Raw genomic sequence first — 25,848 nt, 5'->3', positions numbered from 1 at the left:
GAGCGTCCGTAGAGGCATTCCCACGCAGAGCGTGGGAACGATCAGCCCCCACAGAATTAGCGTCATCCGAGGTTTTTGAAATGAATGTTTTGATCATTGGCAGCGGTGGCCGTGAACACGCCCTGGCCTGGAAAGTGGCTCAGGATCCGCGCGTGCAGAAGGTGTTCGTCGCACCGGGCAACGCTGGCACCGCCATCGAAGCCAAGTGCGAGAACGTCGCCATCGACGTATTGGCTCTTGAGCAACTGGCCGACTTCGCCGAGAAAAACGTTTCCCTGACCATCGTCGGCCCGGAAGTGCCGCTGGTCGCTGGCGTTGTTGATCTGTTCCGCTCCCGTGGCCTGGACTGCTTCGGTCCGACCGCCGGCGCTGCGCAGTTGGAAGGTTCGAAGGCCTTCACCAAGGACTTCCTGGCTCGCCACAAGATCCCGACCGCCGACTACCAGAACTTCACCGAGATCGAGCCGGCCTTGGCTTATCTGCGTGAAAAAGGCGCACCGATCGTGATCAAGGCCGATGGCCTGGCGGCCGGTAAAGGCGTGATCGTCGCCATGACCCTGGCCGAAGCCGAAGACGCCGTGCGCGACATGCTTGCTGGCAATGCGTTCGGCGACGCCGGTTCGCGCGTGGTAATTGAAGAATTCCTCGACGGCGAAGAAGCCTCGTTCATCGTCATGGTCGATGGCAAAAACGTCCTGCCGATGGCCACCAGCCAGGACCACAAACGTGTTGGCGACGGCGACAGCGGCCCGAACACTGGCGGCATGGGTGCCTACTCCCCTGCCCCGGTGGTCACTGCCGACGTGCACCAGCGCGTGATGGATCTGGTGATCTGGCCGACCGTGCGTGGCATGGCTGAAGAAGGCAATGTCTACACCGGTTTCCTCTACGCCGGTCTGATGATCGACAAGGCTGGTAATCCAAAGGTTATCGAGTTCAACTGCCGCTTCGGCGACCCGGAAACCCAACCGGTGATGCTGCGTCTGCAATCGAGCCTGGTGCTGTTGGTTGAAGCCGCTCTGGCGCAAGCGCTGGACAAGGTTGAAGCACAGTGGGATCCACGCCCGAGCGTCGGCATCGTGCTGGCCGCTGGCGGCTACCCGGGCGACTACGCCAAGGGCGCGGCGATCAACGGTCTGGACGCAGCGGCGAGCCTGGAAGGCAAAGTCTTCCACGCGGGTACCGCGCTGAAGGATGGTCAGGTTGTCACTGCCGGTGGTCGCGTACTCTGCGCCACTGCAATGGGCGCCAGCGTCGGTGAAGCTCAGCAGCAAGCCTACAAGCTGGCAGCAGCCATCGACTGGGAAGGCTGCTTCTACCGCAAGGACATTGGCTACCGCGCCATTGCCCGTGAACGTGGCGAAACCCAGGAATAAGCTGTCGATCGAGCCCGGCGAGGGATACCGTTCCTCGCCGGGCTGTTCCGCCGCCGCGCATCGTTATATTCTGGCATCAACCTACGAAGGGATTTCGCCGTGCGCTGGCTCAGGATTGCCATAAGCTTCACCGTCACGTTGCTGACCTTGCTCTGCATGCTCCCGGCCCAGGCCGCGCAAGGCAGTGGCTGGTCGGTATTGCTTGACGATCAGGGCAGTCTGCAACTGAGCGATATCCGCTCCGCTCGCTACACCAATCAATTCAGCCCCATCGACCTCGACCGCCTCACTGCGGCCGAGCCCGATGGCGCCCTGTGGTTGCGCTTCAAACTGGCGCCGGGCAAGCACGAACAAGTGCTACGCATCTTTGCCCCCGACCTGACACAGCTCAATCTCTACGTACTCGACGGTGACAAGCTGATCGAGCAACGCAACACCGGCACCGACCAGCCACAGGCCGAAAGGCCGTTGCCGAGCAGCGACTTCATGCTGCCGTTGCCACAGACCGACAAACCGCTCGATGTCTATCTGCGCCTGGTCTCCGATCACCAGTTGCGCCCGCACGTCACCCTACAATCGGCGGTGATGAGCGCGGCCAACCACAATCAGACGCTGATCTTCGGCTTGCTGTTCGGCTGTCTCGCCATGCTGCTGTTGCACAACCTTGTGCGCTACGCCTACTCCCGCTCGCGCAGCAGCCTGTGGCTGGCGGTCTGCGAGGGCCTGCTGGGCCTCAGTCTGTTGCTGCTGCTCAACCTCGCCGGCCCCTGGCTGCCGAACTGGCACGCGGTGCAGACCCCGGGCGCCTATCTGGCGTTGCTGCTGACCGCTCCCGCAGGATTGATGTTCGCCTATCGCTTCTTCGCTCCGCTCGGCCCGCACCCGCTGAACAAACTGTTGATTGGCGACATCCTGTTTATCGTCACCTGCAGTCTGTTGCTGCTGTTCGTCAACACCCTGCCGCTGAACATCATCACCTATGCCCTGGTGGCCCTGGCCGGCCTGAGCATGTTGTTTGTCGCCTTCTATCACTGGCAGAAGGGTTACCGCCCGGCGCGCCTGTTCGTCGCCGCAATGGTGGTGTTCAACATCGGCACCTTGATCATTCTTCCCGCGTTGCTGGGGCTGACACTGGTGTCGCCGCAGGGTCTGATCATGACCCTGATGGCATTCATCTGTATCAGCGGGCTGCTGATGAGCATCGCCCTCGGCGAGCGTCAGCGCAGCATCACCGAAAGTCGTTTCAGCGTCAGCCGCGACCTCGCCGCGAGCAATGCCGAGATCAACGCCAAAGCCGAGTTCCTCGCCAAGATCAGCCACGAAATCCGCACGCCGATGAACGGCGTGCTGGGCATGACCGAACTGCTGCTGGGCACGCCACTGTCGGTCAAGCAACGCGACTACGTGCAGACCATCCACAGCGCCGGCAACGAATTGCTGACGTTGATCAACGAGATTCTCGACATCTCCAAGCTCGAGTCCGGGCAGATCGAACTGGACGATGTGCAGTTCGACCTCAATGCCTTGATCGACGACTGCCTGAGCATCTACCGGGCCAAGGCCGAACAGCAGAACGTCGAACTGATCAGCTTTATCCAGCCGCAAGTACCGCGGGTGATCAGCGGCGACCCGACCCGCCTGCGCCAGACTCTGCTGAGCCTGCTGGAAAACGCCCTGAAGAAAACCGATGAAGGTGAAGTGCTGATCGTCGTCGCCCTCGACGAGCGCAGCAACAAACCGCGTCTGCGCATCGCCGTGCAGGACAGCGGTGAACCGATGGATCAGGAAGAGCGTGACGCACTGATGCACGCCGAACTGCACAGCAAGCACTTCCTTTCGGCCAATCGTCTGGGTGGCAACCTGGGGCTGGTGATCGCGCGACAACTGATCCGCTTGATGCATGGCGAGTTCGGCATCAAGAGCGGCGCCAATCAAGGCAGCACGTTATGGCTGACTTTGCCGCTGGACCCCGACCGCCTCGAACACCCGACCTCCGATCTCGACAGTCCGCTGCAGGGCGCGCGGGTCCTGGTGGTCGACGACAACGACACCTGCCGCAAAGTGCTGGTCCAGCAATGCAGTGCGTGGGGGCTGAATGTCAGCGCCGTACCTTCAGGCAAGGAAGCGTTGGCTCTCCTGCGGACCAAGGCGCACCTGCGTGATTACTTTGATGTGGTGTTGCTCGATCAGAACATGCCCGGCATGACCGGCATGCAGCTCGCGGCCAAGATCAAGGAAGACCCGAGTCTGAACCACGACATCCTGCTGATCATGCTCACCGGCATCAGCAATGCGCCGAGCAAGATCATCGCGCGCAACTCGGGGATCAAACGCATCCTCGCCAAACCGGTGGCCGGCTACACGCTCAAAACCACCCTGGCCGACGAGCTCAATCAGCGCAACAAAGGCCAGGTGGTGTTCCAGCCGCAAGTGGTCACCCCGGCCACGGCCGCCAAAGTGCCAAGCGACTTCCGCATCCTCGTCGCCGAAGACAACACGATTTCGACCAAAGTGATTCGCGGCATGCTCGGCAAACTCAACCTGCAACCGGACACCGCTGCCAACGGCGAAGAGGCGCTGCAAGCGATGAAGGCCCAGCGTTACGACCTGGTGTTGATGGACTGCGAAATGCCGATCCTCGATGGGTTCTCGGCGACCCAGCAACTGCGCGCGTGGGAAGTCAGCAACCAGCGCATTCGCACGCCGATCGTGGCGCTGACGGCGCACATTCTCGCCGAGCACAAGGAGCGCGCGCGTCAGGCCGGGATGGATGGGCACATGTCCAAGCCGGTCGAGTTGTCACAATTGCGCGAGCTGATCGAGCACTGGGTAGCCGAGCGTGATCAGCAGAACCGTGCCACGACGCCCACCTCCTGAGCCGACAGACCCCGTAGCGCCTGATAGACTCCCCCACGAATTCCCTCGCCAGTGAGCTTGCACCATGCTCCAAGTGTTGTTCAGCGTTTACCTGAAGATGCTGGTGCTCTACAGCCCGTTCTTCGTGCTGTCGTGCTTTATCAGCCTGACCCGCGGTTATTCGCGCAAGGAACAACGGCGGCTGGCCTGGAAAGTCGCCGTGGCCACGCTGGTCTCCAGCGTTTTACTGTATTTGTTCGGGCGGGTAATTTTCGATGTGTTCGGCATCACCGTGGATGCGTTTCGCATCGGCGCCGGCAGTGTGCTGTTCATTTCGGCACTGGGGATGGCGCAGGGCAAACCGGCGGTACAGGCCGACAATGTGCAGCAGGACGTCACCATCGTGCCGCTCACCATCCCGCTGACCGTCGGCCCGGGCACCATCGGTGCCTTGCTGGTGATGGGCGTCAGCCAGCCGCACTGGGACGACAAACTCACCGCGATCATGAGTATTGCCCTGGCCAGTTTTACCGTCGGCGTGGTGCTGTACCTGTCGAATCGTATCGAGCGGATTCTGGGCGATCAGGGCTTACAGATCGTCAGTCGTTTGATGGGATTGTTTGTTTGCGCTTTGGCGGCGCAGATCATTTTTACAGGGGTCAAAGGCTATTTGGTGCCCTGAACAAGCGCATCGAATACGTCCGTACACTTCTTGCAAAGGGCCGTGAATTTATTCTTCACGGCCCTTTTTGCTTCTACATCGGTTTTGAGTTCAAAGCGCTGCCTCAATCAGCACGTTCAGACTGACCACGGCGTTATCGCCCTGCAGCCGTGCAAAACGCTGCAACCAATCGGTAAGGGTAAACGTGCAGTGGAGCCGCTCATTGAGCCGGACTGTTATTTCCATTGGCGTGTTTTCCTCGCCGCCCTGCGGCTCGACATCCCGCACAATCAGCGTGCTTGCACTGTCCGGGTCGGCAATCACCAGATGCCCTTCAACCCGCGACATCAAAAGGCGCGCGCAGTCAGCCATGTCGAGAAACAGCAGGTTCGTGCCCGAACCATCGTCGTCCGCTGCCAGCCGCGTATCGACCACGATGCAGTCCAGACGCTGCCAGGTTTCGTCGGTGATGCGATACCCGGTTTCCCGGGAACCGAAGGCTAGAATCAGTGTGTCGATACCATCGGGCAACAATGCGCAGACATCGGTCACCTCATCGCTCAAGGACAGGGACAACACCTCGCCTTCGCGGTGCGCGTGGCAGCCCGGAATCCAGACAGGATCAGGATCGACCGGGCCTGCGCTGAAGACAAGTCCGTCAACTGCGTCGAACAGCAGCGCTGCGGTGTTTTGGCGCGTGCCAAGAAACGTCGGCCACTGTCGCGCATGGCGGGCGGTGACCTCAAACAAGCGATCCGTTGCAGGCAGGTAATACGTGTAGCGCGTGCCGGTGTGCTCGACCGGCAGAACCTGCGCGTGGAGCTGTCCCGCGAGCAATGCTTTCAAGCGCGTACGCCACTGCTCGGCCGTCTGCCCCTGCACGTGCGACCAGCGATTCTCCACGCTGATGATCCGCGCTGGCTGCTGATCGTGCAGCTCGACATTGACCCCGTCGCGGGTTTGCCCGAGCAGACCTTGTCCATGCCTCAGCACGTGAACAAATGACCATTGCGGCCAGACCTTTTCTGCCATGGGCAACTGCTCGGGACTCACGCGCTGCGGCCCTGCAGCAAACGCGACGCGCAATGCCCCGATGGCAATCGTCGGCTGGCGATAAAGCCGCCCGGTCGAACCCTCCAGCAACCATGCGGCCTGTTTGTCCGGTGTCAGTCCCAACGGCGTCAACTGCACTTCAGGACCGATGTTCGACACGACGAATTGCTCCTCGATGCACCACGCCGGCAGAAATGCATGAGCCGCCCCATTGCCCAATCCGATGAGCGGAAAAGGTTCGGCTTTGTAGACTTTTGCCAGCGCCGGCAAGGCATCCAGCCAGTCGGAGTTGAGCTGTAGCCAGCGCTGGCCGAGGCCGGCAAATTTCAGAATATTCGGTGTGGGAATGCCGCCCATCCACTGCTCATCTTTAAGGTTGGTGTCGACCTCGAAAAGGCGGCCGTCGGCCTTGGTGGCAATGTAGCTTCCGAACGTTTGGGTGACGTCGACAATATCGCGCTCGATGACCCGATTGATGAATTGCCCCACCCTCGGCTCCACCCCTTGACTGATGGTCTGCGCTTGCTTGCCGTAGAACAGCAGCGCACCGCTCTGCGGATCGGCCGGCATCAACATGACCATGTCCGCCTCACTGCCCAACCCCGCCGAAAAATAGTGGCCCGTGCGTTTGTTGACCCAGGCACGCCGGCGCAATCCTTCGAAGTAGTAGGTGCGCGCGTAAACGAACGATGCATATACCCAGGTGCTGATGGCATTGGCCATGCCCGGGGTTTCATCGTTATACGCGCCGAAGGTCGTGAAGTGATGCAAGTCGCCCTGCCCGGGGCGCGCGGTGGGTTCCTCGATAAACGACGACTTGATGCCCGTCAGGACCACGGCCGCATCGCTGAGGCGATACTCCAGTGTGGTTTCGGTTTCAGTTATCCGGGCGTCGATCAGCAAGCGTTGCAACACTCGCAAACTGCCATCGGCGTCCTGGACACAACCCATGATGTGCGACCCGCTCGCGGGGTTCATCAAGCGGTAGCGATGCACAACCGTGCCGGTGATCGTGTCGACACGCCAGACCGTCGCCCGTTGCGGATGGTAGAACCAGGCATGGCGGGCACCGGCGCCGCCCAACAGCAGCCCCTCGTTCACCGCGCTCGGCAGATTGCGTGCGTACAACAAACGATCACTGGTCGCGTCATACCAAGCGGTGGTCACCACCATGGTGGCGGCGGGCACGCGAAATTTGTACAGCGCCACAGCATTTGCGACCAATCGGCCTTCGCGGGCGTGCTGGCGCAGCATCGCCAGTATTTGCGGCAGGCGGCTTTGCTCATCAAGGGTGACCGACTGCAAGCGAAGGCAGCGCTCCCACCCATCGACCCGGAACAGGCCCTCGGCCAGTTCGATCAAGCCATCGAAAACCGACAGCACCGTGCCATCAACCATCAGTTGGACTTCATCATCATTTTCCCGATCCGCGGCGGCAAATCTGACCTGCTCCAGGCAAGCCCAGGTCGCCTGCACGATCCACTTGGCAGGGCCATTAAATCTGACCGAGACGATGCCGGGTGCAAGCCTGATCCGGTATTGCCCCTCGGGTGCGCTGATTGCGTAGGAAATCCTGTTGTGCACCAGCGCTTCCAGGGTCGGCACCACCAACTGGCGTACCTGACTGTCCAGCACCACGCTGATGTCTGTCGGTTGATAGACCGGATGCAGCTTGTACAGAATGTGCGGCAGCGACGGGTTGCTGGTGAGATAAAAGCGCCGGTTTCCGTGTTGGTCATACTCCAGCGTGTCCGCCATGCGATCCGTCACTTGCGGGTAGCGGGTTTCAGCAGGGATGTCGCCAGCGTCCCCGACCTCGCCGGGAAGGGGGTCGTAGGTGTACCCGCCCAGCCCCTTCAACTGATACTCGTAACCGTAATGGCAGATCGGCGTGCACGGCAGCACCAGCGTCTCAAGCCTATCGGTTTCGTCACGGTAAAGATGAACGACCTCGGGCAGCCCCAGTGCCTGGCGGATATCGAGGGACAGGTGAATAGCCTGCGGGTCATCGTTGTACTGCGGCAGTTCCAGTGGCCCGCCCGTCCAGGGGTAAAACTTCTGGCTGTCGAAGCGCACGTCATTGGTTTGCAGGTTCAGCCTGACGATGACCGCCTCTGCGGGAAATTGCAGCACGCCATCCTTCAAGGTGTAGGCACCGCGCCGGTAAGCATGACCGATCGCACGCAGATGATTGCCCACCGCCGTCGCCTTGTCCCTGATCTGTCCCAGGTTGCTGGCAATCGCCGTCACCCCAATGCCGACACCCAGCAGCGGCACCGAGAGAACGGCCGCTGCCGTGCCCACCGCCCCGCCAGCCGCCAAAGCAACAACATCCACCCCCAATGCTGCAACGTTGAACACCAGTGATGTGGAGAACCGCGAGCGTTGCTCGTGGTTCTCGGCCACCGACAGGTTGTGGAGATCGAAGCCGATGTTGGCGAGCGAAAATACCAATCCGCCTGCCGTGGTGGCACGCCCCAGCACACGCCCGGACAACGACGACTGACCAAGCGTCAATGCCCGTTCGCTGGCCGCCACCTGACGCACCAGATTGATCGTCTGGGCCGTGTCGCTCAATACGCCGAAACCCAACTGCGCATAGTTGAAATAGACCTGCACTTGCAGGGCTATCGACAAAACCGGCGCCCGCTCGCCATCAGCCTGATAGTCACGATGGCGCATTTCAGTGACCAACGCCTGGATCGCGAAGGCGAAACTCAGACGACTGCCGCCGTCGGCTTCGACCGCGGTACTCGGCTTGCCCGTCAATGTGACAACCAAACGTTGAAGGTGTTTTTTAAGCCTGTCGAACCGCGCATCGGCGGTGCCGACTGTCAGTGATCTGGCCGGGTTCTGCACATCCACCAGCGTCAGCGAATAACCCGCGTCCGGGTTTGCCTTGAGCGTTTCCAGCAGCGGCAGATAGTCGCGACCCAATGTGTGTTCAGCGCGCAATTGCCGGGTCGCCTGATCAAATTCCTGCGCCCAGTAACGCGCGTCCAACTGCGCGAGGCTAGCCCCCAGCCGCGCGTTTTCACTGAGTGAGCGCGTGCGTGCGACAGCTTGCCTGGCCCAGACCGAAGCCGCCTGAGGGTCGGCGATAGCTGCGGTTTGCAAAAAACTCTCGACGCGCAACCCGGACGACAATGTCCGCTCGGCGAGCGCTACGGTGTCCAGTTCGATTACATCGAACTGCGCAGTGCCGATGTCAGTCAGGCCGTACAACTTCGCCAAAGTGTTGCCGTCGTCACTTAAATAGCGTGCCAAGCCCTGCTTCATTTCTGCGCTTGCGGCAAATCCATAAATCGCAAAATTGGGATCATAAAAGCGATAGAACGTTTGCTCATCCACTTGCACTTTAGCCACCAGCAAAGCGTGATTGCCTGTGTCGAGCAGCAGGGCGCCGGGGGCGGTTTTCGCTTCCAGTGTCTGCATCACGCTGTCGAGATTTTGCCGGCCACGAGCCTGTCCGATCGCACGCCCGGAGACCTCGCCCAACTCATCCAGCGCACTGAGCAACGCCCGCGAATCAACGTCTTCCGGCCTCAGGCTGGCATTCGCCACACGTCCGATCAGTGCACGCTCGGCCAACCCGCCAGCCGCCACGGCGGCGCCCATCAACAACGCCAGCGGATAGCAACGGCGTCCCGGGTCGCCCGTGCTGCGCCTCAACAAATCCTGCGGCAGTTGCCTGACGGACACGGCGCCGGACTGGAACAACGCCTCCCGCACCTGGCCACCCCGCTTGAAAATATGCCTGTGGTATTCACGCTGTGCCGTGCGATTGATCTGTCCGATGTGCTCGCCCCACTGTTTCAGCGTCAGCGGTTCGCTCATCGCCAACGCCTTGAGTTCGCGCGCAGTGTGCGTGCCGTGGATGCTCGCGCCGGCAAGCCCCGCCTCGAAGTTCGGCGCCGCCTGCTGAATCAGGGCCTTTTCGATCGCGTGGTAACGGGCGAACAAACCACCCTCAGCGGTTCCCCGAGCGATGTCCATAACGCTCTGCCAGACCGGGGCAAAACCGGCGGCATCCAGACTGTTTGCCCCCAACATCCCGCCGAGGATGACGCGTTGCAACGGACTGAGTTGCTCAACCGCCAGCGAGCCATGGGCAACGAGGGTGAACAACTCATTGAGATTGCGGGTAGGCTCCGCGCCATGGGAAAGCGGAATCGCACGGACTGTTTGCGCGCGAATCTGCTCACGGCTGTCGAAACCGATGGAGATCGCTGAATTGAACGTCATGTCGCCGCTCAACTTCTCCTGCATCGCGCGCAGGAACGGCTCGCCCAGATCGTCCATCAGTGGCTGCAATACCGAGGTCAACATCACCGGTTGGCCTTCGATGACCGGCCAGCCCTGCTTGAAGGTTAGCGTGTGCGCTTTCAGCAGATCCGCCAGTTGGCCGACGTAGCGCGATTTCAGTTTGCCGTTCTGCCACTTCTCCCGCTCTTTGAGCAACCATTGCTCGGCCTTACCGTCGACGGTCCAGCCGGAGATCATCTCCTCCTCGGTGTGGGTGTTGTAGCCTTCGAGCAACTTCAGGCGCTCACGGATCTGCACATGTCGATCGGGTTGCAGGTGCTGCTCTATGTATTTGAGCAGCGCGGCCGCGGCGGCCCCTGGGCCCGTCAGGGTGATGGTGCCGCGGGCTTCAAGGCGAATGCCATCGCGGTAATAGGTAAAAATCGCGTCGATCAGTCTGGAGCGGAACACCTCGCCTTGCGCTTCAGGCAGTTTGCCCTGCGCCTGAGCTTCGTTGACCACATTCTCGACCACATCAAACATCCGTGCCTGATCCGTCGCGTCGATGCCGGCGAGCGCCGCACGCCGCTCCACTTCCAGCAGGCAGTCATAATTGAGGCGGATCATCTGCATGTACGCCAGGGTCATGGCACTGCCGGGATGGGCCAGCATGTGCGCATTCATTTCCGCCCAGTCCGGCAAGCCACAGGCCGTGCCCAAACGCATCGCGTCCTGCGGCACCGCGTGATCTTGCGGTGCGACAAAGATCTCGCTTAGCCGGTGTTGCTCACGGGCAAACGCCGTCAATGCCTCGAGGTGTTCGGGCGGGATTTTGTCAGTGCGGTCGAGATAACGCTGGCGGTCGCGTCCCGGCATCAAGGCTTCATTGTGGTTCAACAGCAACTGCAAAACGCCGATTCGGCCTTCTTCGCCGACGCTGAGAATATCGACACCGGCCAGCGTGTCCGCCAGTGGCGGCAAGTAATCCATGTCACTGTAACGGCCACCTTCGAGGTATTCGGCCTGCAGGCGCACGACATCGCTCGCCGCGGCAAAATTGCCGCGCATGGCCACCTCGCGCTGATAGACATCCTGCAAAAAGTGCCCGGCAAATTCGTCGCCGACATCGCGCAATTGCAGGTCCGCTCCGAGCATCGCCTGATGCGTCTGCAGGCAGCGCTGGCGAAAGGCTTCAAGCGTCGCCCGATCCTTGCCGTAGGCACGCACCATCAAGTCGATCCGCGCTTCGTCGGCTCGCCCCCGCCACTGTGCTTGCTGAAGGTGGGCGAACATCTGCTGCTTCAACACCCGCGCACGGTCCTCGATCATCTGCGACAACTGAAAAGCCTTGCTGACCTTGTCACCGCCCGACTCCAGCGCATCCACTCTGGCGCTGTCGAGGATCACCCGGTTCATTTCAAAGGCCAGCAACGCATCACTGTCGTACCAGAGGTTGAAGCGGTAACCCTGCGGCTCCAGCACCTGGCGCCAGATGTTCATGTAGTCGCGCTGATTGGCCCCGACTTCACTGCCGCCCACCCAGACAAAGTGCATGATTTTCGCCACGGGCCTGGCCACGCCATGGAGCATGGCGTGTGTGTCCTCCAGCCTGGCGACAGACTTGACCAGATCCGATCTGATCTGGCTGATGGCTTCGGAAACGGGCTGAGTCCTGCGTTGGAGCAACGACTCCAGGGCCTCCTGAAACAGCTTGATCAACAGCAGTCGCTGCGGGTCATCAGCGGCTTGTCTGGCCAGTTCATAGTGCGACAGCAACGCCTTGTATTCAGCGCTGCCGGCAAACTCGCTCAGCGCCCGCTGCAGTTGCGAGAAGTCTTTGACGGAAAGGATTTCGTACGGCTTGTTGGTTTTCATCGTGGCACTTCTTCCATAACGGCTTCGTTCGCCACGAAACTATTGAACTGGAGTACCACGCTCAAACCCGAACAAACTCAAACGATGTCCAGTGAAACAGCCAATAACACTCGGGGTTTGTGCTTGAACAATGTGGCAATGAATTGCCTGTTTTCTTACCTGCGCACAAACGCACAAGGCCGCCAATCCAGAAGATTGGCGGCCTTGTGTTCGAGCGGAATGATTCAATCCGAAGCGTTAACCGGATATCACGTCTCACGCAGTTGCTTACAACTGCGCTTGACGCTCAACACGACTTTCTCACGCCCCGGGTTTTTCACCGTACCAGCGCGGGGTGTAAACCCAGACGCCGCCGTCACCGCGCGGGAAGGTGCAGGTAGTCGAAGAACCAATCAACACCATGGTGCGCATATCCACTTGCTCGGGGGTTAAGGCGCCGAGTGTCGTGGTGCGCAGGGTCTGGCCCGGACGGCCGATGTCGCGACCCAACACCACGGGGGTTTCAGGTGCGCGATGCTGCGCGACAATCTCCAGCGCCCGGCCCAGTTGCCACGGACGCGCCCGGGAGATCGGGTTGTAGAACGCCAACGCCAGATCCGCTTCAGCGGCCAGATCCAGACGTTTTTCGATGATCGACCAAGGCTTGAGATTGTCCGACAGCGACATCACGCAGAAGTCATGGCCCAGTGGCGCCCCGGCCTGTGCGGCGGTGGCCAGCGAAGCGGAAACACCCGGGAGAATTTCCAGGTCGATGCTGTGCCACGCCGGGTCCGTCGACTCGTGCAAGGCTTCGAGCACCGCCGCCGCCATGGCGAACACGCCGGGATCACCCGAGGACACGACAATCACCGAGCGCCCTTCGGCAGCCAGCCGGAAGGCGTGACGGGCGCGCTGCATCTCTTCGCGGTTGTCGGTGCAGTGCTGCACTTGATCGTCGCGAAACGGCCCGGCCATGCGTACGTAGGTTTCGTAGCCGAGCACATCGGTGGCGCGGGCCAGTTCGGCCTTCACCGCTGGCACCATCAGTTCGGCAGCGCCGGGGCCGAGGCCGATCACGGCGAGACGGCCGCGTGGCCGGCCAATGCTGGAAACATCCAACGGCTGTTCGGCGACCGCGATTGCCATGCCGTGGCTGACCACAACTTTAGCCTCAGGCACTGCGGCACGTGCCAGAGTTTCGATGTCGCTTTGCGCCGCAACGAAGCGCAGCGGCACACCCAGCTCAAGCGCCGCTTCACGCAAAAGTGGCGAAGCCATTTGCGTCTCGCTGGCCAACAGACAGGCCAGCGACTGCACGGCGATTTTCGCCTGCTGCAACGCGCGGCGAACGGCATTCGCCAGGTCAGCTGTTTCGGCACTCACCGCCACCGCGACGCTGCGTGGATAGATCAGCAACTCACTGGCACTCGCCTCACGCGCGGCACTGCCGACATGAATCGAGCGCTGCGCCTGCGGATCTTCCGGCAATTGCGCCTGATCCAGCCACGGCGCCGCGCCTTCGATGCGCACGCTGTGACCGGCCAACAGGTCGGAGACAAAACACTTGCCCAGTTCCAGATCGCCCAGGGCATAACCGCTCGGAGGGTTGAGCAGGCACGTGCCAAAACGCAACTCGCCGCTGGTGGTGATCGCGGCTGCGACTTGCAGCCCGGCAGCGATGTCGCGCGCCATGACATTCACCCCGCCAAGGCCACCCAACAGCGGCACCACGGCGCTGCCGTCTTCGGCCACGGCGAGTACCGCAGGCTCGGCGCCCTTTTCCAGCAACAGCGGCGCCAGCGTACGGATGACGATGCCGGCCGCGCACAGGGCAATGATCGGCGTGTCCTGCTGATACAGCGCACGCAGGGTCGCGCCGAACTCCTGATAGGTGCAATCGGCGCCTTCGACGCGCCCGGTGAGGCCGTGGATCTGCGCCGCCGGATAGACCTGCTGAATGCGCCGTGCGGTGGCCAGGCTACCCTGGCCGAGAATGACGATGGCTGGCGTAGATTGAGTCATCAGCCTTGCCACCGTTCGCCCGGCACAATGATCAGCGAGAAGTACGGCGACGACATCGGCTCGACCTGATCCATCGGCACGATCTTCTGATTGGCCATGGTCGCACGCTCGACATACAGCGCGCGTTCGGCCAGACCGAGTTCTTCGAGGACCTGACGCACTTTGGGGAAATTGCGCCCCAACTTCATTATCACCGCCGCGTCGGCATCGGCCAGACGCCGCTTCAACTCTTCATGGGGCAACACGCCCGAGAGCACCGACAGGCTCTGATTGCGATACACCAGCGGCGCGCCGAGCACCGAAGCGCCACCCAGCATCGAGCACACGCCCGGCACCACTTGGGCTTCATAACGAGTGGCGAGGCGATCGTGCAGGTACATGTAGGAGCCGTAGAAGAACGGATCACCTTCACAAATCACCGCCACATCGCGACCGGCATCCAGGTGTGCGGCGAGCGTCTCGGCGGCTTCGTCGTAGAAATCGCTGATGACCTGCTCATAGGACAGCGGCGCCGGCAGCGCTTCTGTGGTCACCGGATAGACCAACGGCAACAGGTTCTGCGCCTGTTGCAGATGCGCTTCGATGATGCCGAACGCGTTGCCCTTTTTGCCCTTGGCGACGAAGTACGCCACCACCGGCGATTCGCGCAGCAGGCGCAGGGCTTTGACGGTAATCAGCTCCGGATCCCCCGGGCCGACGCCCAGGCCAAGCAAACGTCCTTTGGCCTGCATCATTCGATCTCCGTGGCGAGGGCGTTAACGGCGGCGGCGGCCATGGCGCTGCCACCGAGGCGGCCTTGCATGATCACGAACGGCACGCCACGGCTGTCGGCGGCCAGGGCGGCTTTCGACTCGGCGGCACCGACGAAGCCGACCGGGAAGCCGAGGATCAGCGCCGGTTTCGGTGCGCCGGCGTCAAGCATTTCCAGCAGATAAAACAGTGCGGTCGGCGCGTTGCCGATTACCACGACGCTGCCTTCCAGATGCGGACGCCACAGCTCCAGTGCGGCGGCGGAACGGGTGTTGCCCAGCTCGCGCGCCAGCTCCGGCACGCTCTCGTCACGCAAGGTGCAGATCACTTCGTTGTTGGCCGGCAGGCGCGCACGTGTCACACCTTCGGAGACCATCCGCGCATCGCAGAGGATCGGCGCACCGGCGGCGAGCGCATCGCGCCCGGCCTTGCCCGCACCTTCGGAGAACTGCAGACCGTCAATAGCCTCGACCATGCCGCAGGCGTGAATCACCCGCACCGCGAGTTTTTCCAGATCGGCCGGGATGCGCGCCAGATTGGCCTCGCGGCGAATGATCGCGAAGGAGTTGCGATAAATCTCCTGACCATCGCGGATGTAATCAAGCATCAAAGGGACTCCGAGAGCGGGCGGCGAGCAGGGTCGCGGCCGCTTCAATAGTAAGGTTGCGTGCGTGCAGCGCGCCGAAACCCGGCAGCGTCGCATCGCGAAAATAGAGGTCGTAATGACCGGCACTGACGGCCAGCAACGTCGCCGGGGCACAGTGGGCGGCAGCGCAAGAGCGCGTGCAGCCACTGAGGTGGACGTTGAGGGCCGAGGGCAGCAACGTCGCCAGATGGCGGGCGTCCTGCTTGGTGTCGGCCAGGCCTTTGCCGCAGCCACTGGCACCGGTGCAAGCGATCAGGCGTGAGAGGGGCTCGGTAGCGCGGGTCAACAGGTTCAGTTGCTCAAGACCTTCCAGCACCTGAGCCGCATCACTTGCTTTGACGTCCGGCACCAGCAGGCTTTGCCAAGGCGTAAAACGCAGGCTGCCATTGCCGAACTGGCGGGCCAGTTGCGCAGCCCCGCGCAGCATCGCCGGATCGAGACGGCCCAGCGCCGGCACCGCACCGATATACACCTGACCCGCAGTGTTTTGCGGATGAACACCGATGTGCAGATTGTCCGCCACGGCGGTGCGCTGCCAATCGCTGATCGGCTTGATCGGCAAACGTGCGCTCAGTTGTTGCAGAAACGCCGGCATCGGCAATTCATCGAGCAAATGACGCATGCGCGTCTGCTCGGGACGTGCCAACGCCAGGAACAACTCCAGCACCGCCACCACCAACGCATGGCCGTGCTCCAGCGCCACCGCGCCGACCGCGCGATCCGTCGGGCACCCGGCCAGGCCGAACGCCAGCCAGGTTTTACCGTCACGCGCGAACGCCGACAACCACAGGTCGTGGGGATGTTCGAGCATCGCCAGCGCTTCACCGCCATCCAGTTGCACGGCGAATTTGGCGCTCAGCTCGTGGAACCGTGGATGGCTTTGCAAAGTATCGAGGATCTGCCCGGCGAGGCCGCGCGTGTCGATCTGCATCTGCCGATCAATGCCGGCAGCGGGGCTGAGCATCAGGTTGCGCACATCGTCACCGGCCGCCGTGCGCGGGCCGAGACCGGCGGCGAGCAAGCGTTCGATCAGTGCCGCAGATTGCTCACCGATCCCGCGAATCTGCAGATTGGCACGGTTGGTCGCCTCGATCGCCGCGCCGAACTGTTCGGCGGCATCGGCCACCGCGTCGGCCTGATCGACGCTGATCGAACCGCCATTGAGCTTGATCCGGCAGATGCCGCCGTCCAGTGCCTGGACGATACGCAGTAACCCCGGGCAGGCCGAGGGGCGTAAGGCGGTGGACATCGGGCGTTCGTTCAAGGGGCTGACCGGCTGCGTGGGAAAGGCGCTTCGCGGGCGAAGGCGCGGTATTATGCCTGCTTTGTCCGCTGGCATGAAAAGACTGCCCGTCGGAACGGCGTGTTTAGAGGAATATAGATGTCACCCTGGCTGACGGTAGTGGGAATCGGTGAAGACGGCTTCAAGGGCCTGGGCAAAAACGCCCGGCGTGCCCTGCTGGGCGCCTCGCGGATCGTCGGTGGCCAGCGTCAACTGGATTTGCTGCCGGTGTGTATTCGCGGCGAACGCCAGTTGTGGCCCAGCCCGTTCTCCCTCGCACCGGTGCTGGAACAGCGTGGCGAAGCAGTTTGCGTATTGGCCAGCGGTGACCCGATGTTCTACGGCGTCGGTGCCAGCCTCGCCCGCCAGGTGCCAAGCGAAGAGATGCTGATCCTGCCCGCCCCGTCGTCCTGCGCGCTGGCCGCCGCCCGTCTCGGCTGGCCATTGCAGGAGGTGGTGACGCTGTCGCTGGTGGCCCGACCGCTGGCGGCGCTCAATGCGCAATTGTTCAGCGGCGTGCGCCTGTTGTTGCTGAGCAACGATGGCCAGAGCCCGGCAGCGGTGGCGCAATTGCTCGGCGAGCGCGGCTTCGGTTCGAGTCGCATGAGCGTGCTTGAGCATCTTGGCGGTGACGCCGAACGGCGCATCGACAGCACCGCCAATGCCTGGAATGCCGCGTCCGTGGCCGACCTCAATGTCATCGCCATCGAATGTCTGGCCGACGCACAGGCCCTGCGCCTTTCGCGTCTCGCCGGACTGCCGGATTCGGCCTTCCAGCATGACGGCCAGTTGACCAAACGCGACGTGCGCGCCATCACCCTCGCCCGCCTCGCCCCGACCCCCGGCGAATTGCTTTGGGATGTCGGCGCCGGCAGCGGTTCGATCGGTATCGAGTGGATGCGTACGCATCCGAGCTGCCGCGCCTTGGCCATCGAAGCCGATGATGGTCGCCAGCAATTGATCGAGCACAACCGCGATGCACTGGGCGTGCCCGGTTTGCAACTGATTCGTGGCAAGGCACCGCAGGCACTCGCGGGGCTGGAACGCCCGGACGCCATCTTCATCGGCGGCGGCGTCACCCGTGTAGGGGTGTTCGAAACCTGCTGGGAACACCTCAAACCCGGTGGCCGTCTGGTCGCCAACGCAGTGACGCTGCAAAGCGAAATGGCCCTGATGAACTGGCGCGAACGCTTCGGCGGCGAGCTGACGCGTATCCATGTCGCCCAGGCGCAGCCGCTCGGCGAGTTCGACACCTGGCGCCAGGCACTGCCGATCACCCTGCTCGATCTGGTCAAACCCCTCGATGCGTGACGAAACCGCGGAACAACCCGCGCCCCTGCGCAGCGGCCTGACCACCGGTAGCTGTGCCACCGCGACCAGCCTGGCCGCCGCGCGCCTGTTGCTCAGCGGACTGGCGGCCGATGCGGTGCAGATTGTTTTGCCCAAAGGCAAACAGGTGCAGATGCGTCTGGAGTTCTGCCGCTTGACCGATGATGGCGCCGAGGCCGGGACGATCAAGGATGCTGGCGACGACCCCGACGTGACTCACGGCGCGTTGCTCTATTCGCGTGTTCGGCTGCTGAGTGAACCGGGGATTCGTTTCAATGCCGGCGCCGGCGTGGGCACCGTAACGCGGCCGGGACTGGTGCTGGGTGTCGGCGAGCCGGCAATCAACCCGGTGCCACGCAAGATGATCAGTGATCACCTGACACTGCTTGCCACCGAAACCGGTTATGCCGGCGGCTTCGACGTCACGGTCAACGTCGAGGGCGGCGAAGCGCTGGCGCTGAAAACCATGAATCCACGGCTGGGCATTCTTGGCGGTTTGTCGATCCTCGGCACCAGCGGCATCGTCCGGCCATTTTCCTGCGCGGCTTACATCGCCTCGATCCATCAAGGCATCGATGTGGCGAAAACCAATGGTTATCTGCACATCGCCGCGTGCACCGGCAATGCCAGCGAAGACACCATGCGCCGGGTCTACAACCTGCCGGAAATCGCCCTGATCGAAATGGGCGACTTCGTCGGCGCGGTGCTCAAGCATCTGCGCAAAGTGCCTGTGGATAAACTCAGCCTGTGCGGCGGCTTCGGCAAGATCAGCAAACTGGCCGCCGGGCACATGGACCTGCACTCGCGGCATTCGAGCATCGACCTGCCGCAACTGGCTGACTGGGCCGCGGCGATTGGCGCCGACGAGGCATTGCAGCAAGGCATTCGTGAGGCCAATACTAGTCAGCAGGCGCTGGCCATGGCCAGTGCGGCGGGGGTTGGCCTCGGTGATGAGGTCTGCCGCCATGCCTTGAATTTCGCTCGCAGCGTGGTGCCCGCGCAGGTGCAGGTCGAGGTGTTTGCAATTGATCGTCAGGGCGGGATTGTCGGGCATGCCGGAGGTTTTGCATGAAGCGGATTTTGCTGCTCGGCGGCGTCACTGAGGCACTGGCGATTGCCCGCACGCTTGGGCCAGAACATATCTACAGCCTCGCCGGTGTTGGTCGGGTGCCGACGGATCTGACCTGTCAGGTCCGCGTCGGTGGTTACGGTGGCGCTGAGGGTCTGGCGCAATTCATTCGTGACGCAGGCATCGAGCTGTTGCTCGACGCCACGCATCCCTATGCCGCACAGATCAGCCAGAACGCCGCGACCGCCGCGCGACTGACCGACATCCCCTGCTGGGCGCTGCGCCGTCCGGCCTGGCAGCCGCAGCCCGGTGATGACTGGCGCGAAGTCAGCGACTGGGCCGAGCTGATCACTGCGCTCAAGCCGTTTCGCCGACCGCTGTTCACCCTCGGCCGCGAACCGCTGCAGCACCTCAATGAAATCCCTCAGGACCAGTTCTGGACTCTGCGCGCCCTCGACGTCTACCCGGGCAATGAACGCTGCGAAGTGATCGGCGCGCGGGGGCCGTTTCTGCTGGAGGATGAGCGCGCACTGTTCGAACGGCGGCAGATCGATGTGTTGATCAGCAAGAACAGCGGCAGCACCGCCACCGAGCCGAAGCTGGAAGTGGCGCGCGAACGTGGGGTGCCGGTGATTGTGTTGAAGCGTCCGGGGTTGCCGGGGGTTGATCGGGAGTTTCTGTTGCTTCAAGAAACACTTGCTGCGTTGGCGGAGTTCATTTCATAGGGCAAGATCCACAGCTTGCATGATAAGTAACCTATTTGTTACCTTCAGGGCTAGCCGTGATCACACTCGAAGAATATCTACAAGAAGACGAATCAAGCCCATTTGGTCGGTGGATCTCCACTTTAAGCGTGCAGGCGGCACTGAAGGTCTCAAATGCCATGGTCAGGTTGGAATTGGGCAATACTTCCAATATCAAATGGTTCGATGGCTTGGGTGAATACAAAATCAATTGGGGGCCTGGGTACCGGATCTACCTCATACAAGAGGGAAAACGTCTGATCATTTTGTTTGGTGGCGGCGACAAATCGACTCAAAAGAAAGACATCAAACAGGCGAAAGCCTTGATAGCCGAATTCCGAATTCGAAAAAAAGCTGAACAGAACCGGAGGTAATTGATGGTTCTCACTCGAAGCTACAAACATTCAATCGCAGAACGCGCCCAGCGTGATCCGGAGTTTGCTCAAGCATTACTGGATGAGGCCGCGACTCTGTTCCTGAATGGCGAGCCAGAAATGGCCAGAATAATTCTGCGCGATCTCGTCAATGCGACGGTCGGCTTCGAAGAGCTCGCAAGGGAGACCGAAAAGCCGAGTAAAAGCTTGCATCGAATGCTTTCAGCCAAAGGCAATCCGAGCATGGATAACCTGGCCAAAATATTTTCGGTAATCCGCGCTACGCTTGGTGTAGATATGCAAGTTCACGCCGTACCCGTGAATTGAGTGAGTAATTGTAGAGTTCGCTGCGACACCAAACCGCACGACGCTTTTTTACTTATCGGCCCTGATCAGGCTAAATAGCCGCGCCTGATCGCCCACCCAATGGATCTGTCCCATGAACCGACACCGGCTAGCAATTGCCTGGATCGCCTGCTTTGCAGTGCTGTTCAACATGCTCGCCATGCCGATGACCGGGGCGATGGCGCAGGCGGCCAATTCACCGGCCGAGCAATTGCTCTGGAGCAGTTTCTGCACCGGCAGCGGGACCAAGATGGTGGCGATCAACATCGGCACCACCGAGCAAAAAGCCCCGACCAACGATACACATTCGAACATGCAGCATTGCTGGTGCTGCTCAGGCTCGGCGCCATTGGTCGCGTTGCCGGGACATTCGCCGCAGTTGTATTTCGCTCGCTATGAAAGCAATCGCAGTGTGGCGCCGGCCTCCCTGCAAACACCTACTCCGCGCCAGCAATGGCCAAGTCTCAATCCCCGTGCATCCCCTCTGGTTTGATTTGTTCGCGCAATTGACCTGCGTTTCAAATCGTTCTGGAGAACTGCCATGTTGAACAAACTCATCATCGTCGCTGCGCTGCTGTTGCCGGCGTGCTTTGCCCATGCTCACGAATACAAAGCTGGGGAACTTGAGATCGCCCATCCGTGGTCGCAAGAGTTGCCGCCGAATGCACCGACGGTCGCCGCCTATTTCATCATTCACAACGCCGGCAAGACGGACGACCGCCTGCTCAGCGTCGACTCGCCCATTGCCCCCGAAGCGCAACTGCACGAACACGTGATGCAGGGCGATCTGATGAAGATGCAGCAGGTGCCGAGCGTGGAAATTCCCGCTGGCGGCAACGTGACGTTTGCGCCGATGGCCTATCACGTGATGCTGCTTAACCCGACCGATCGCAGCCTGCTCAGCGACGGCAAGCGCTTCGCGCTGACACTGCATTTCGAGAAGGCTGGTGACGTCACCGTCGAAGTCTCGGTGCAGAAGAAGCCGCCGGAAACCACGCAGGCCCACGCGCACGCCCAGTAAGCCTTCCGGCAGACTCCGCCCATGCGCCCGCTGAGCGTCAGGCCGCCAATGCAACGCCGTCAGACTCAACACCTGACTCGCGGCAGCTGGATCGCCCTGTTCGCCATGTTGATGATCTTCATCGGCCCACTGATTTCTCAGTCGATGCCGATGGATCAACACGCCTCGACATCGATGCCGATGAGCATGGACATGTCGATGGACATGCCGGGCATGGATCACGCGGGCCATGATGCAAAACCGAGCGCCGAACACTGCCCACCGCAATCCTCGCACCACGTGCTGTGGGAAAAATGTGGCTATTGCAGCCTGCTGTTCAACTGCCCGGCGCTGACTGGGGGCGGTGATTTCGTCGCCTTCAACATCCCGCCGCTGAACACCTTCACCCCGCCCTCCCCGCGCCTGGGCCACGCCCGGCAGACCTTCTTCCCCGGCGCCCGCACCCGCGCCCCGCCCATCGCAGCGTAAACACGCACCTTTGATTGCACACGGTTGAGAAGACAGCTTCAGGCTGCCGGCCGTGTCGTTTACGACTGCTTGATGGAAATTGTCATGTCCAGGTTTACTGCTGTTCCACGCTCGGGCGTTGCCCCGGCGTCCTTCGCTCTGAACGAATCGCGGGTTCGTTTCAGGCACGCTACCGCCGTCCTTTGCGGCGTCCTGCTGTCCCCGCTGGTGCTGGCCGATGATCACGCCGGTCACAACGAAGAACTCAGCCCGACAGTGATCACCGCGATCGCCCCGAGCTCACCGCTGACCATCGTCACCAACCCCAAAGACCCGCGCCAACCGGTGCCGGCCAGTGATGGCGGCGATTATCTGAAGACCATTCCGGGCTTTGCGCTGGTGCGCAATGGCGGCACCAACGGCGATCCGGTACTGCGCGGCATGTTCGGTTCGCGCCTGAACATCCTCACCAACGGCAGCATGATGCTCGGCGCCTGCCCCGGCCGAATGGACGCGCCGACTTCGTATATCTCGCCGGAAACCTACGACAAACTCACCGTGATCAAAGGCCCGCAAACGGTGCTTTACGGCCCCGGCGCGTCGGCGGGTACGGTGCTGTTCGATCGTGAGCCAGAGAGCTTCGGCGAACTCGGCACCCGCGTGAACGCAAGCATTCTGGCCGGCTCCCACGGACGTTTTGACAAGGTTGTCGACGCCGCTGCCGGCGGCCCGTTGGGCTACGTGCGCGTGATCGGCAACACCGCGCATTCCGACGATTACCGCGATGGCAACAACGACATCGTCGCCTCACGCTACGACAAGTGGAACGGCGACATCGCAGTGGGCTGGACCCCGGACGCCGATACCCTGATCGAACTCACCGCCGGCAAGGGCGACGGCGAAGCGCGCTATGCCGGACGCGGCATGGACGGCTCGCAATTCCTGCGCGAAAGCCTCGGCCTGCGTTTCGAAAAATCCAACATCACTGACGTGCTGGAGAAACTCGAAGCGCAGGTCTACTACAACTACGCCGACCACGTGATGGACAACTACACCCTGCGCACGCCGTCCGGCACCGGCATGATGTCGGGGCCAATGGCGTCCAACGTCGACCGACGCACCCTCGGCGCACGGATCAAGGCCACCTGGCGCTGGGCTGATTTTCAGCTGATCACCGGCCTCGACGCGCAGACCAACGAACACCGCCAGCGCAGCGGCATGGGCATCGATACCTACAAGGATCAGCCGTACAGCAAGGACGCCGATTTCCATAACTACGGCGTGTTCAGCGAAATGACCTGGTACGCCGCCGACCGTGATCGGCTGATCAGCGGCGCCCGCATCGACCGCGCCTCGGCCAAGGATTATCGACAGGCCACTGGCTCGGGAATGATGACTCGCCCCAACCCGACCGCCGACGATACCCGCGCCGACACCCTACCCAGCGGGTTCATCCGCTACGAGCATGACCTCGCCGCCAGTCCGACCACGCTCTATGCGGGCCTCGGTCACGCGCAACGCTTCCCGGATTACTGGGAGCTGTTTTCGCCCAAATCCGGCCCGGCAGGATCGGTCAACGCGTTCGATTCGATCAAACCGGAAAAGACCACTCAGTTCGACTTTGGCGTGAACTACAAGAGCGCCGAACTTGAAGCCTGGGCTTCGGGTTATATCGGCGTGGTGCGCGATTACATCCTCTTTGATTACACCCCGGGAATGATGGGCATGAGCACCTCGCGCGCCGAGAACATTGACGCGCGAATCATGGGCGGTGAACTCGGTGCCGCGTACAGACTCACCGACCACTGGAAAGCCGATGCGACCCTGGCCTACGCCTGGGGCAAGAACAGCAGTGACGGCAAGGCTCTGCCGCAGATGCCGCCGCTGGATGCGCGTTTCGGCCTGACCTATACCGAAGACAACTGGAGCGCCGGTGCACTGTGGAGGGTGGTTGCCGCGCAAAATCGTATCGATCAGAACAAGGGCAACGTGGTCGGCAAGGATTACGACAAGAGTTCCGGCTTCGGCGTGTTCTCACTCAACGGTGCCTACCGGATCAACAAGAACTGGAAGGTCAGCAGCGGCGTCGACAACCTGTTCGGCAAGGCTTACGCCGAACACCTGAACCTGGCGGGCAACGCCGGATTCGGCTACCCGGCCAATGACCCGCAAGCGATCAATGAACCGGGGCGCACGCTCTGGACCAAGGTCGACATGAGTTTCTAACAAGAAAAGTCAAAAGATCGCAGGCTTCGCCAGCTCCTACATGGGAGCGCATACCCCCTATCGGAGTTGCCGAAGGCTGCGATCTCTTGATCTAAAAAATTCGCCAAGCGGAGCACACGTGATGAAACAGCCCAAACCGAATTTCTACAACCTGGCCTGGCGTTGGCATTTTTACGCCGGTCTCTTCGTCGCCCCGTTCATGGTGATGCTGGCCCTGACCGGCATCATTTATCTGTTCAAACCGCAGCTCGATTCGCTGATGTACAGCAGCTTGCTCAATGTCCCCGCCGGCCATCACACCGTCCCGGCCGAGGACTTGCTGCAACGGGTGAAAAGCGCTTATCCACAAGGCCAGATCACCCAGTATCTGCCGCCGGTGAACGCCGAGCGCAGCGCACAGTTTGTGGTGAAGAACGCCGGCCACGAACTCAACGTATTCGTCGATCCATACCACGGCGATATCCTCGGCGAACAGGATGCCAAACAGAACCTGCAAGCCATCGCCCGCGCCATCCACGGTGAATTGATGATTGGCACCGTCGGTGATCGGCTCATCGAAATGGCCGCCGGGTGGGGCGTGGTGCTGGTGGTGTCGGGACTTTTTCTGTGGTGGCCACGCGGTCAGGCCGCGGGGATTTTGTGGCCACGGCTGAACAGTCGCGGCCGCGTATTGTGGCGTGATCTGCACGCGGTCACCGGGTTCTGGGGTGCAACACTGTTGCTGGTGATGTTGCTCAGTGGCATGACCTGGACCGGTTTCTGGGGCAAGCAATACGCCCAGGTGTGGAACGTCTTTCCAGCGGCGATGTGGGACAACGTGCCGACCTCCGATGTCGAGGCGCGCAGCCTTAACAGCGCCACCCGCCAGACCGTGCCATGGGCGATGGAAAACACGCCGATGCCAATGTCCGGCGACCACGCCGAACACATGAACCACGGCGCCAGCAACGCCGGCCCCGCAGCACCCGCCATCCGCCTGCAAGACGTGCAAAACATTGCTACCCAACGCAAGGTCGAGCCGGGCTACAGCATCACCCTGCCGACCACCGCCACCGGTGTGTTCACCATCGCTGTGTTCGCCGATGACCCGCGCAACGATGCGACCCTGCATGTCGATCAGTACACCGGCAAGGTCCTCGCCGATGTGCGTTTCGAACATTACGGCACTGTGGCGCGGGCCACGGAAATCGGCGTGATGCTCCACGAAGGCAAGATGTTCGGCACCTTCAACCAGATCGTCGTGCTGCTGATCTGCCTGATGATTCTGCTCAGTGCCGTCAGCGGGGTGGTGATCTGGTGGAAGCGCCGGCCACAGGGCAAATTCGGCGTACCGCCGCTGCGTCATGACTTGCCGAAATGGAAAACCGGCGTGGTAATCATGTTGGCGCTGGCGGTGGTGTTCCCGTTGGTGGGGGCTTCGCTGGTGGTCGTCTGGTTGCTGGATCGATTGCTGCTATCGCGCTTTGACCGGCAACCTGAGTCTGCCTCGACGTAAATCCGACTCAATGTGGAGTGGCCGCCGACGGCGGCACACTCCTGCCGTGTTGCC

General features: G+C 61.6%; 18 protein-coding genes. 13 read left to right on the top strand and 5 right to left on the bottom strand.

Annotated elements, in window-relative coordinates:
- Positions 1–80 precede the first annotated feature (80 nt).
- The 3 genes from purD to CKW26_RS02445 all read left to right on the top strand — a co-directional run bounded on the left by purD (position 81) and on the right by CKW26_RS02445 (position 4,914).
- The gene (gene purD / locus CKW26_RS02455; RefSeq protein WP_095047354.1) at positions 81–1,376 is read left to right on the top strand and encodes a phosphoribosylamine--glycine ligase; all 1,296 of its coding nucleotides are present in this window, start codon (positions 81–83) and stop codon (positions 1,374–1,376) included.
- 99 nt (positions 1,377–1,475) lie between these two features.
- Complete coding sequence (locus CKW26_RS02450; protein ID WP_095047353.1) at positions 1,476–4,253, top strand: hybrid sensor histidine kinase/response regulator; 2,778 nt, start codon at positions 1,476–1,478, stop codon at positions 4,251–4,253.
- Between the two features lie 64 nt (positions 4,254–4,317).
- Positions 4,318–4,914: a MarC family protein gene (locus CKW26_RS02445; protein ID WP_095047352.1), complete on the top strand. Its 597-nt coding sequence runs from the start codon at positions 4,318–4,320 to the stop codon at positions 4,912–4,914.
- Positions 4,915–5,004: 90 nt separating this feature from the next.
- On the opposite strand, the gene CKW26_RS02440 is transcribed toward CKW26_RS02445, so the two are convergent.
- The 5 genes from CKW26_RS02440 to cobG form a co-directional block, all read right to left on the bottom strand.
- Positions 5,005–12,066, bottom strand: a complete 7,062-nt coding sequence (locus tag CKW26_RS02440) for a TcdA/TcdB catalytic glycosyltransferase domain-containing protein (RefSeq protein WP_095047351.1) — start codon at positions 12,064–12,066, stop codon at positions 5,005–5,007.
- 300 nt (positions 12,067–12,366) lie between these two features.
- Positions 12,367–14,067, bottom strand: a complete 1,701-nt coding sequence (gene cobJ / locus CKW26_RS02435) for a precorrin-3B C(17)-methyltransferase (protein ID WP_095047350.1) — start codon at positions 14,065–14,067, stop codon at positions 12,367–12,369.
- Complete coding sequence (locus CKW26_RS02430; RefSeq protein WP_371857758.1) at positions 14,067–14,801, bottom strand: precorrin-2 C(20)-methyltransferase; 735 nt, start codon at positions 14,799–14,801, stop codon at positions 14,067–14,069. The genes cobJ and CKW26_RS02430 overlap by 1 nt, the downstream gene beginning before the upstream one ends.
- A complete protein-coding gene (locus tag CKW26_RS02425; RefSeq protein ID WP_093430238.1) occupies positions 14,798–15,424 on the bottom strand; it encodes a precorrin-8X methylmutase in 627 nt (208 codons plus the stop codon). The genes CKW26_RS02430 and CKW26_RS02425 overlap by 4 nt, the downstream gene beginning before the upstream one ends.
- Complete coding sequence (gene cobG, locus CKW26_RS02420) at positions 15,417–16,712, bottom strand: precorrin-3B synthase (protein ID WP_305883303.1); 1,296 nt, start codon at positions 16,710–16,712, stop codon at positions 15,417–15,419. Before cobG ends, CKW26_RS02425 begins: the two co-directional genes overlap by 8 nt.
- A 132-nt stretch (positions 16,713–16,844) precedes the next feature.
- On the opposite strand from cobG, the gene cbiE reads away from it, so the two are divergent.
- From cbiE to CKW26_RS02370, 10 genes are all read left to right on the top strand, one after another.
- Positions 16,845–18,056, top strand: coding sequence for a precorrin-6y C5,15-methyltransferase (decarboxylating) subunit CbiE (gene cbiE, locus CKW26_RS02415; protein ID WP_095047348.1), 1,212 nt, complete (start codon positions 16,845–16,847; stop codon positions 18,054–18,056).
- The gene (locus CKW26_RS02410) at positions 18,049–19,146 is read left to right on the top strand and encodes a cobalt-precorrin-5B (C(1))-methyltransferase (protein WP_095047347.1); all 1,098 of its coding nucleotides are present in this window, start codon (positions 18,049–18,051) and stop codon (positions 19,144–19,146) included. Before cbiE ends, CKW26_RS02410 begins: the two co-directional genes overlap by 8 nt.
- Entirely contained in the window at positions 19,143–19,868 is a 726-nt protein-coding gene (locus CKW26_RS02405; RefSeq protein ID WP_095047346.1) for a cobalt-precorrin-6A reductase, read from the top strand. Before CKW26_RS02410 ends, CKW26_RS02405 begins: the two co-directional genes overlap by 4 nt.
- Before the next feature lie 56 nt (positions 19,869–19,924).
- Positions 19,925–20,260: a type II toxin-antitoxin system RelE/ParE family toxin gene (locus tag CKW26_RS02400; protein ID WP_008078140.1), complete on the top strand. Its 336-nt coding sequence runs from the start codon at positions 19,925–19,927 to the stop codon at positions 20,258–20,260.
- Between the two features lie 3 nt (positions 20,261–20,263).
- Positions 20,264–20,587: a DNA-binding protein gene (locus CKW26_RS02395; RefSeq protein ID WP_025111781.1), complete on the top strand. Its 324-nt coding sequence runs from the start codon at positions 20,264–20,266 to the stop codon at positions 20,585–20,587.
- Between the two features lie 112 nt (positions 20,588–20,699).
- Positions 20,700–21,098 (top strand): DUF2946 domain-containing protein, encoded by a 399-nt coding sequence (locus tag CKW26_RS02390; protein WP_095047345.1) that lies wholly within the window; start codon positions 20,700–20,702, stop codon positions 21,096–21,098.
- Between the two features lie 48 nt (positions 21,099–21,146).
- Positions 21,147–21,626, top strand: a complete 480-nt coding sequence (locus tag CKW26_RS02385) for a copper chaperone PCu(A)C (RefSeq protein WP_095047344.1) — start codon at positions 21,147–21,149, stop codon at positions 21,624–21,626.
- 21 nt (positions 21,627–21,647) lie between these two features.
- On the top strand, positions 21,648–22,094 hold the full coding sequence (locus CKW26_RS02380) for a DUF2946 domain-containing protein (RefSeq protein ID WP_095047343.1): 447 nt from the start codon (positions 21,648–21,650) through the stop codon (positions 22,092–22,094).
- 84 nt (positions 22,095–22,178) lie between these two features.
- Positions 22,179–24,299 carry a TonB-dependent copper receptor gene (locus CKW26_RS02375; RefSeq protein WP_095047342.1) on the top strand — a complete coding sequence of 707 codons (2,121 nt, stop codon included), beginning with the start codon at positions 22,179–22,181 and terminating at the stop codon, positions 24,297–24,299.
- Between the two features lie 121 nt (positions 24,300–24,420).
- The gene (locus CKW26_RS02370) at positions 24,421–25,794 is read left to right on the top strand and encodes a PepSY domain-containing protein (RefSeq protein ID WP_095047341.1); all 1,374 of its coding nucleotides are present in this window, start codon (positions 24,421–24,423) and stop codon (positions 25,792–25,794) included.
- The last annotated feature ends 54 nt before the right edge of the window (positions 25,795–25,848 follow it).

The organism is Pseudomonas sp. Irchel s3h9, assembly GCF_900187475.1.
Lineage (GTDB): Bacteria > Pseudomonadota > Gammaproteobacteria > Pseudomonadales > Pseudomonadaceae > Aquipseudomonas > Aquipseudomonas neuropathica.
This window is presented reverse-complemented; position numbering and strand designations above follow the sequence as displayed.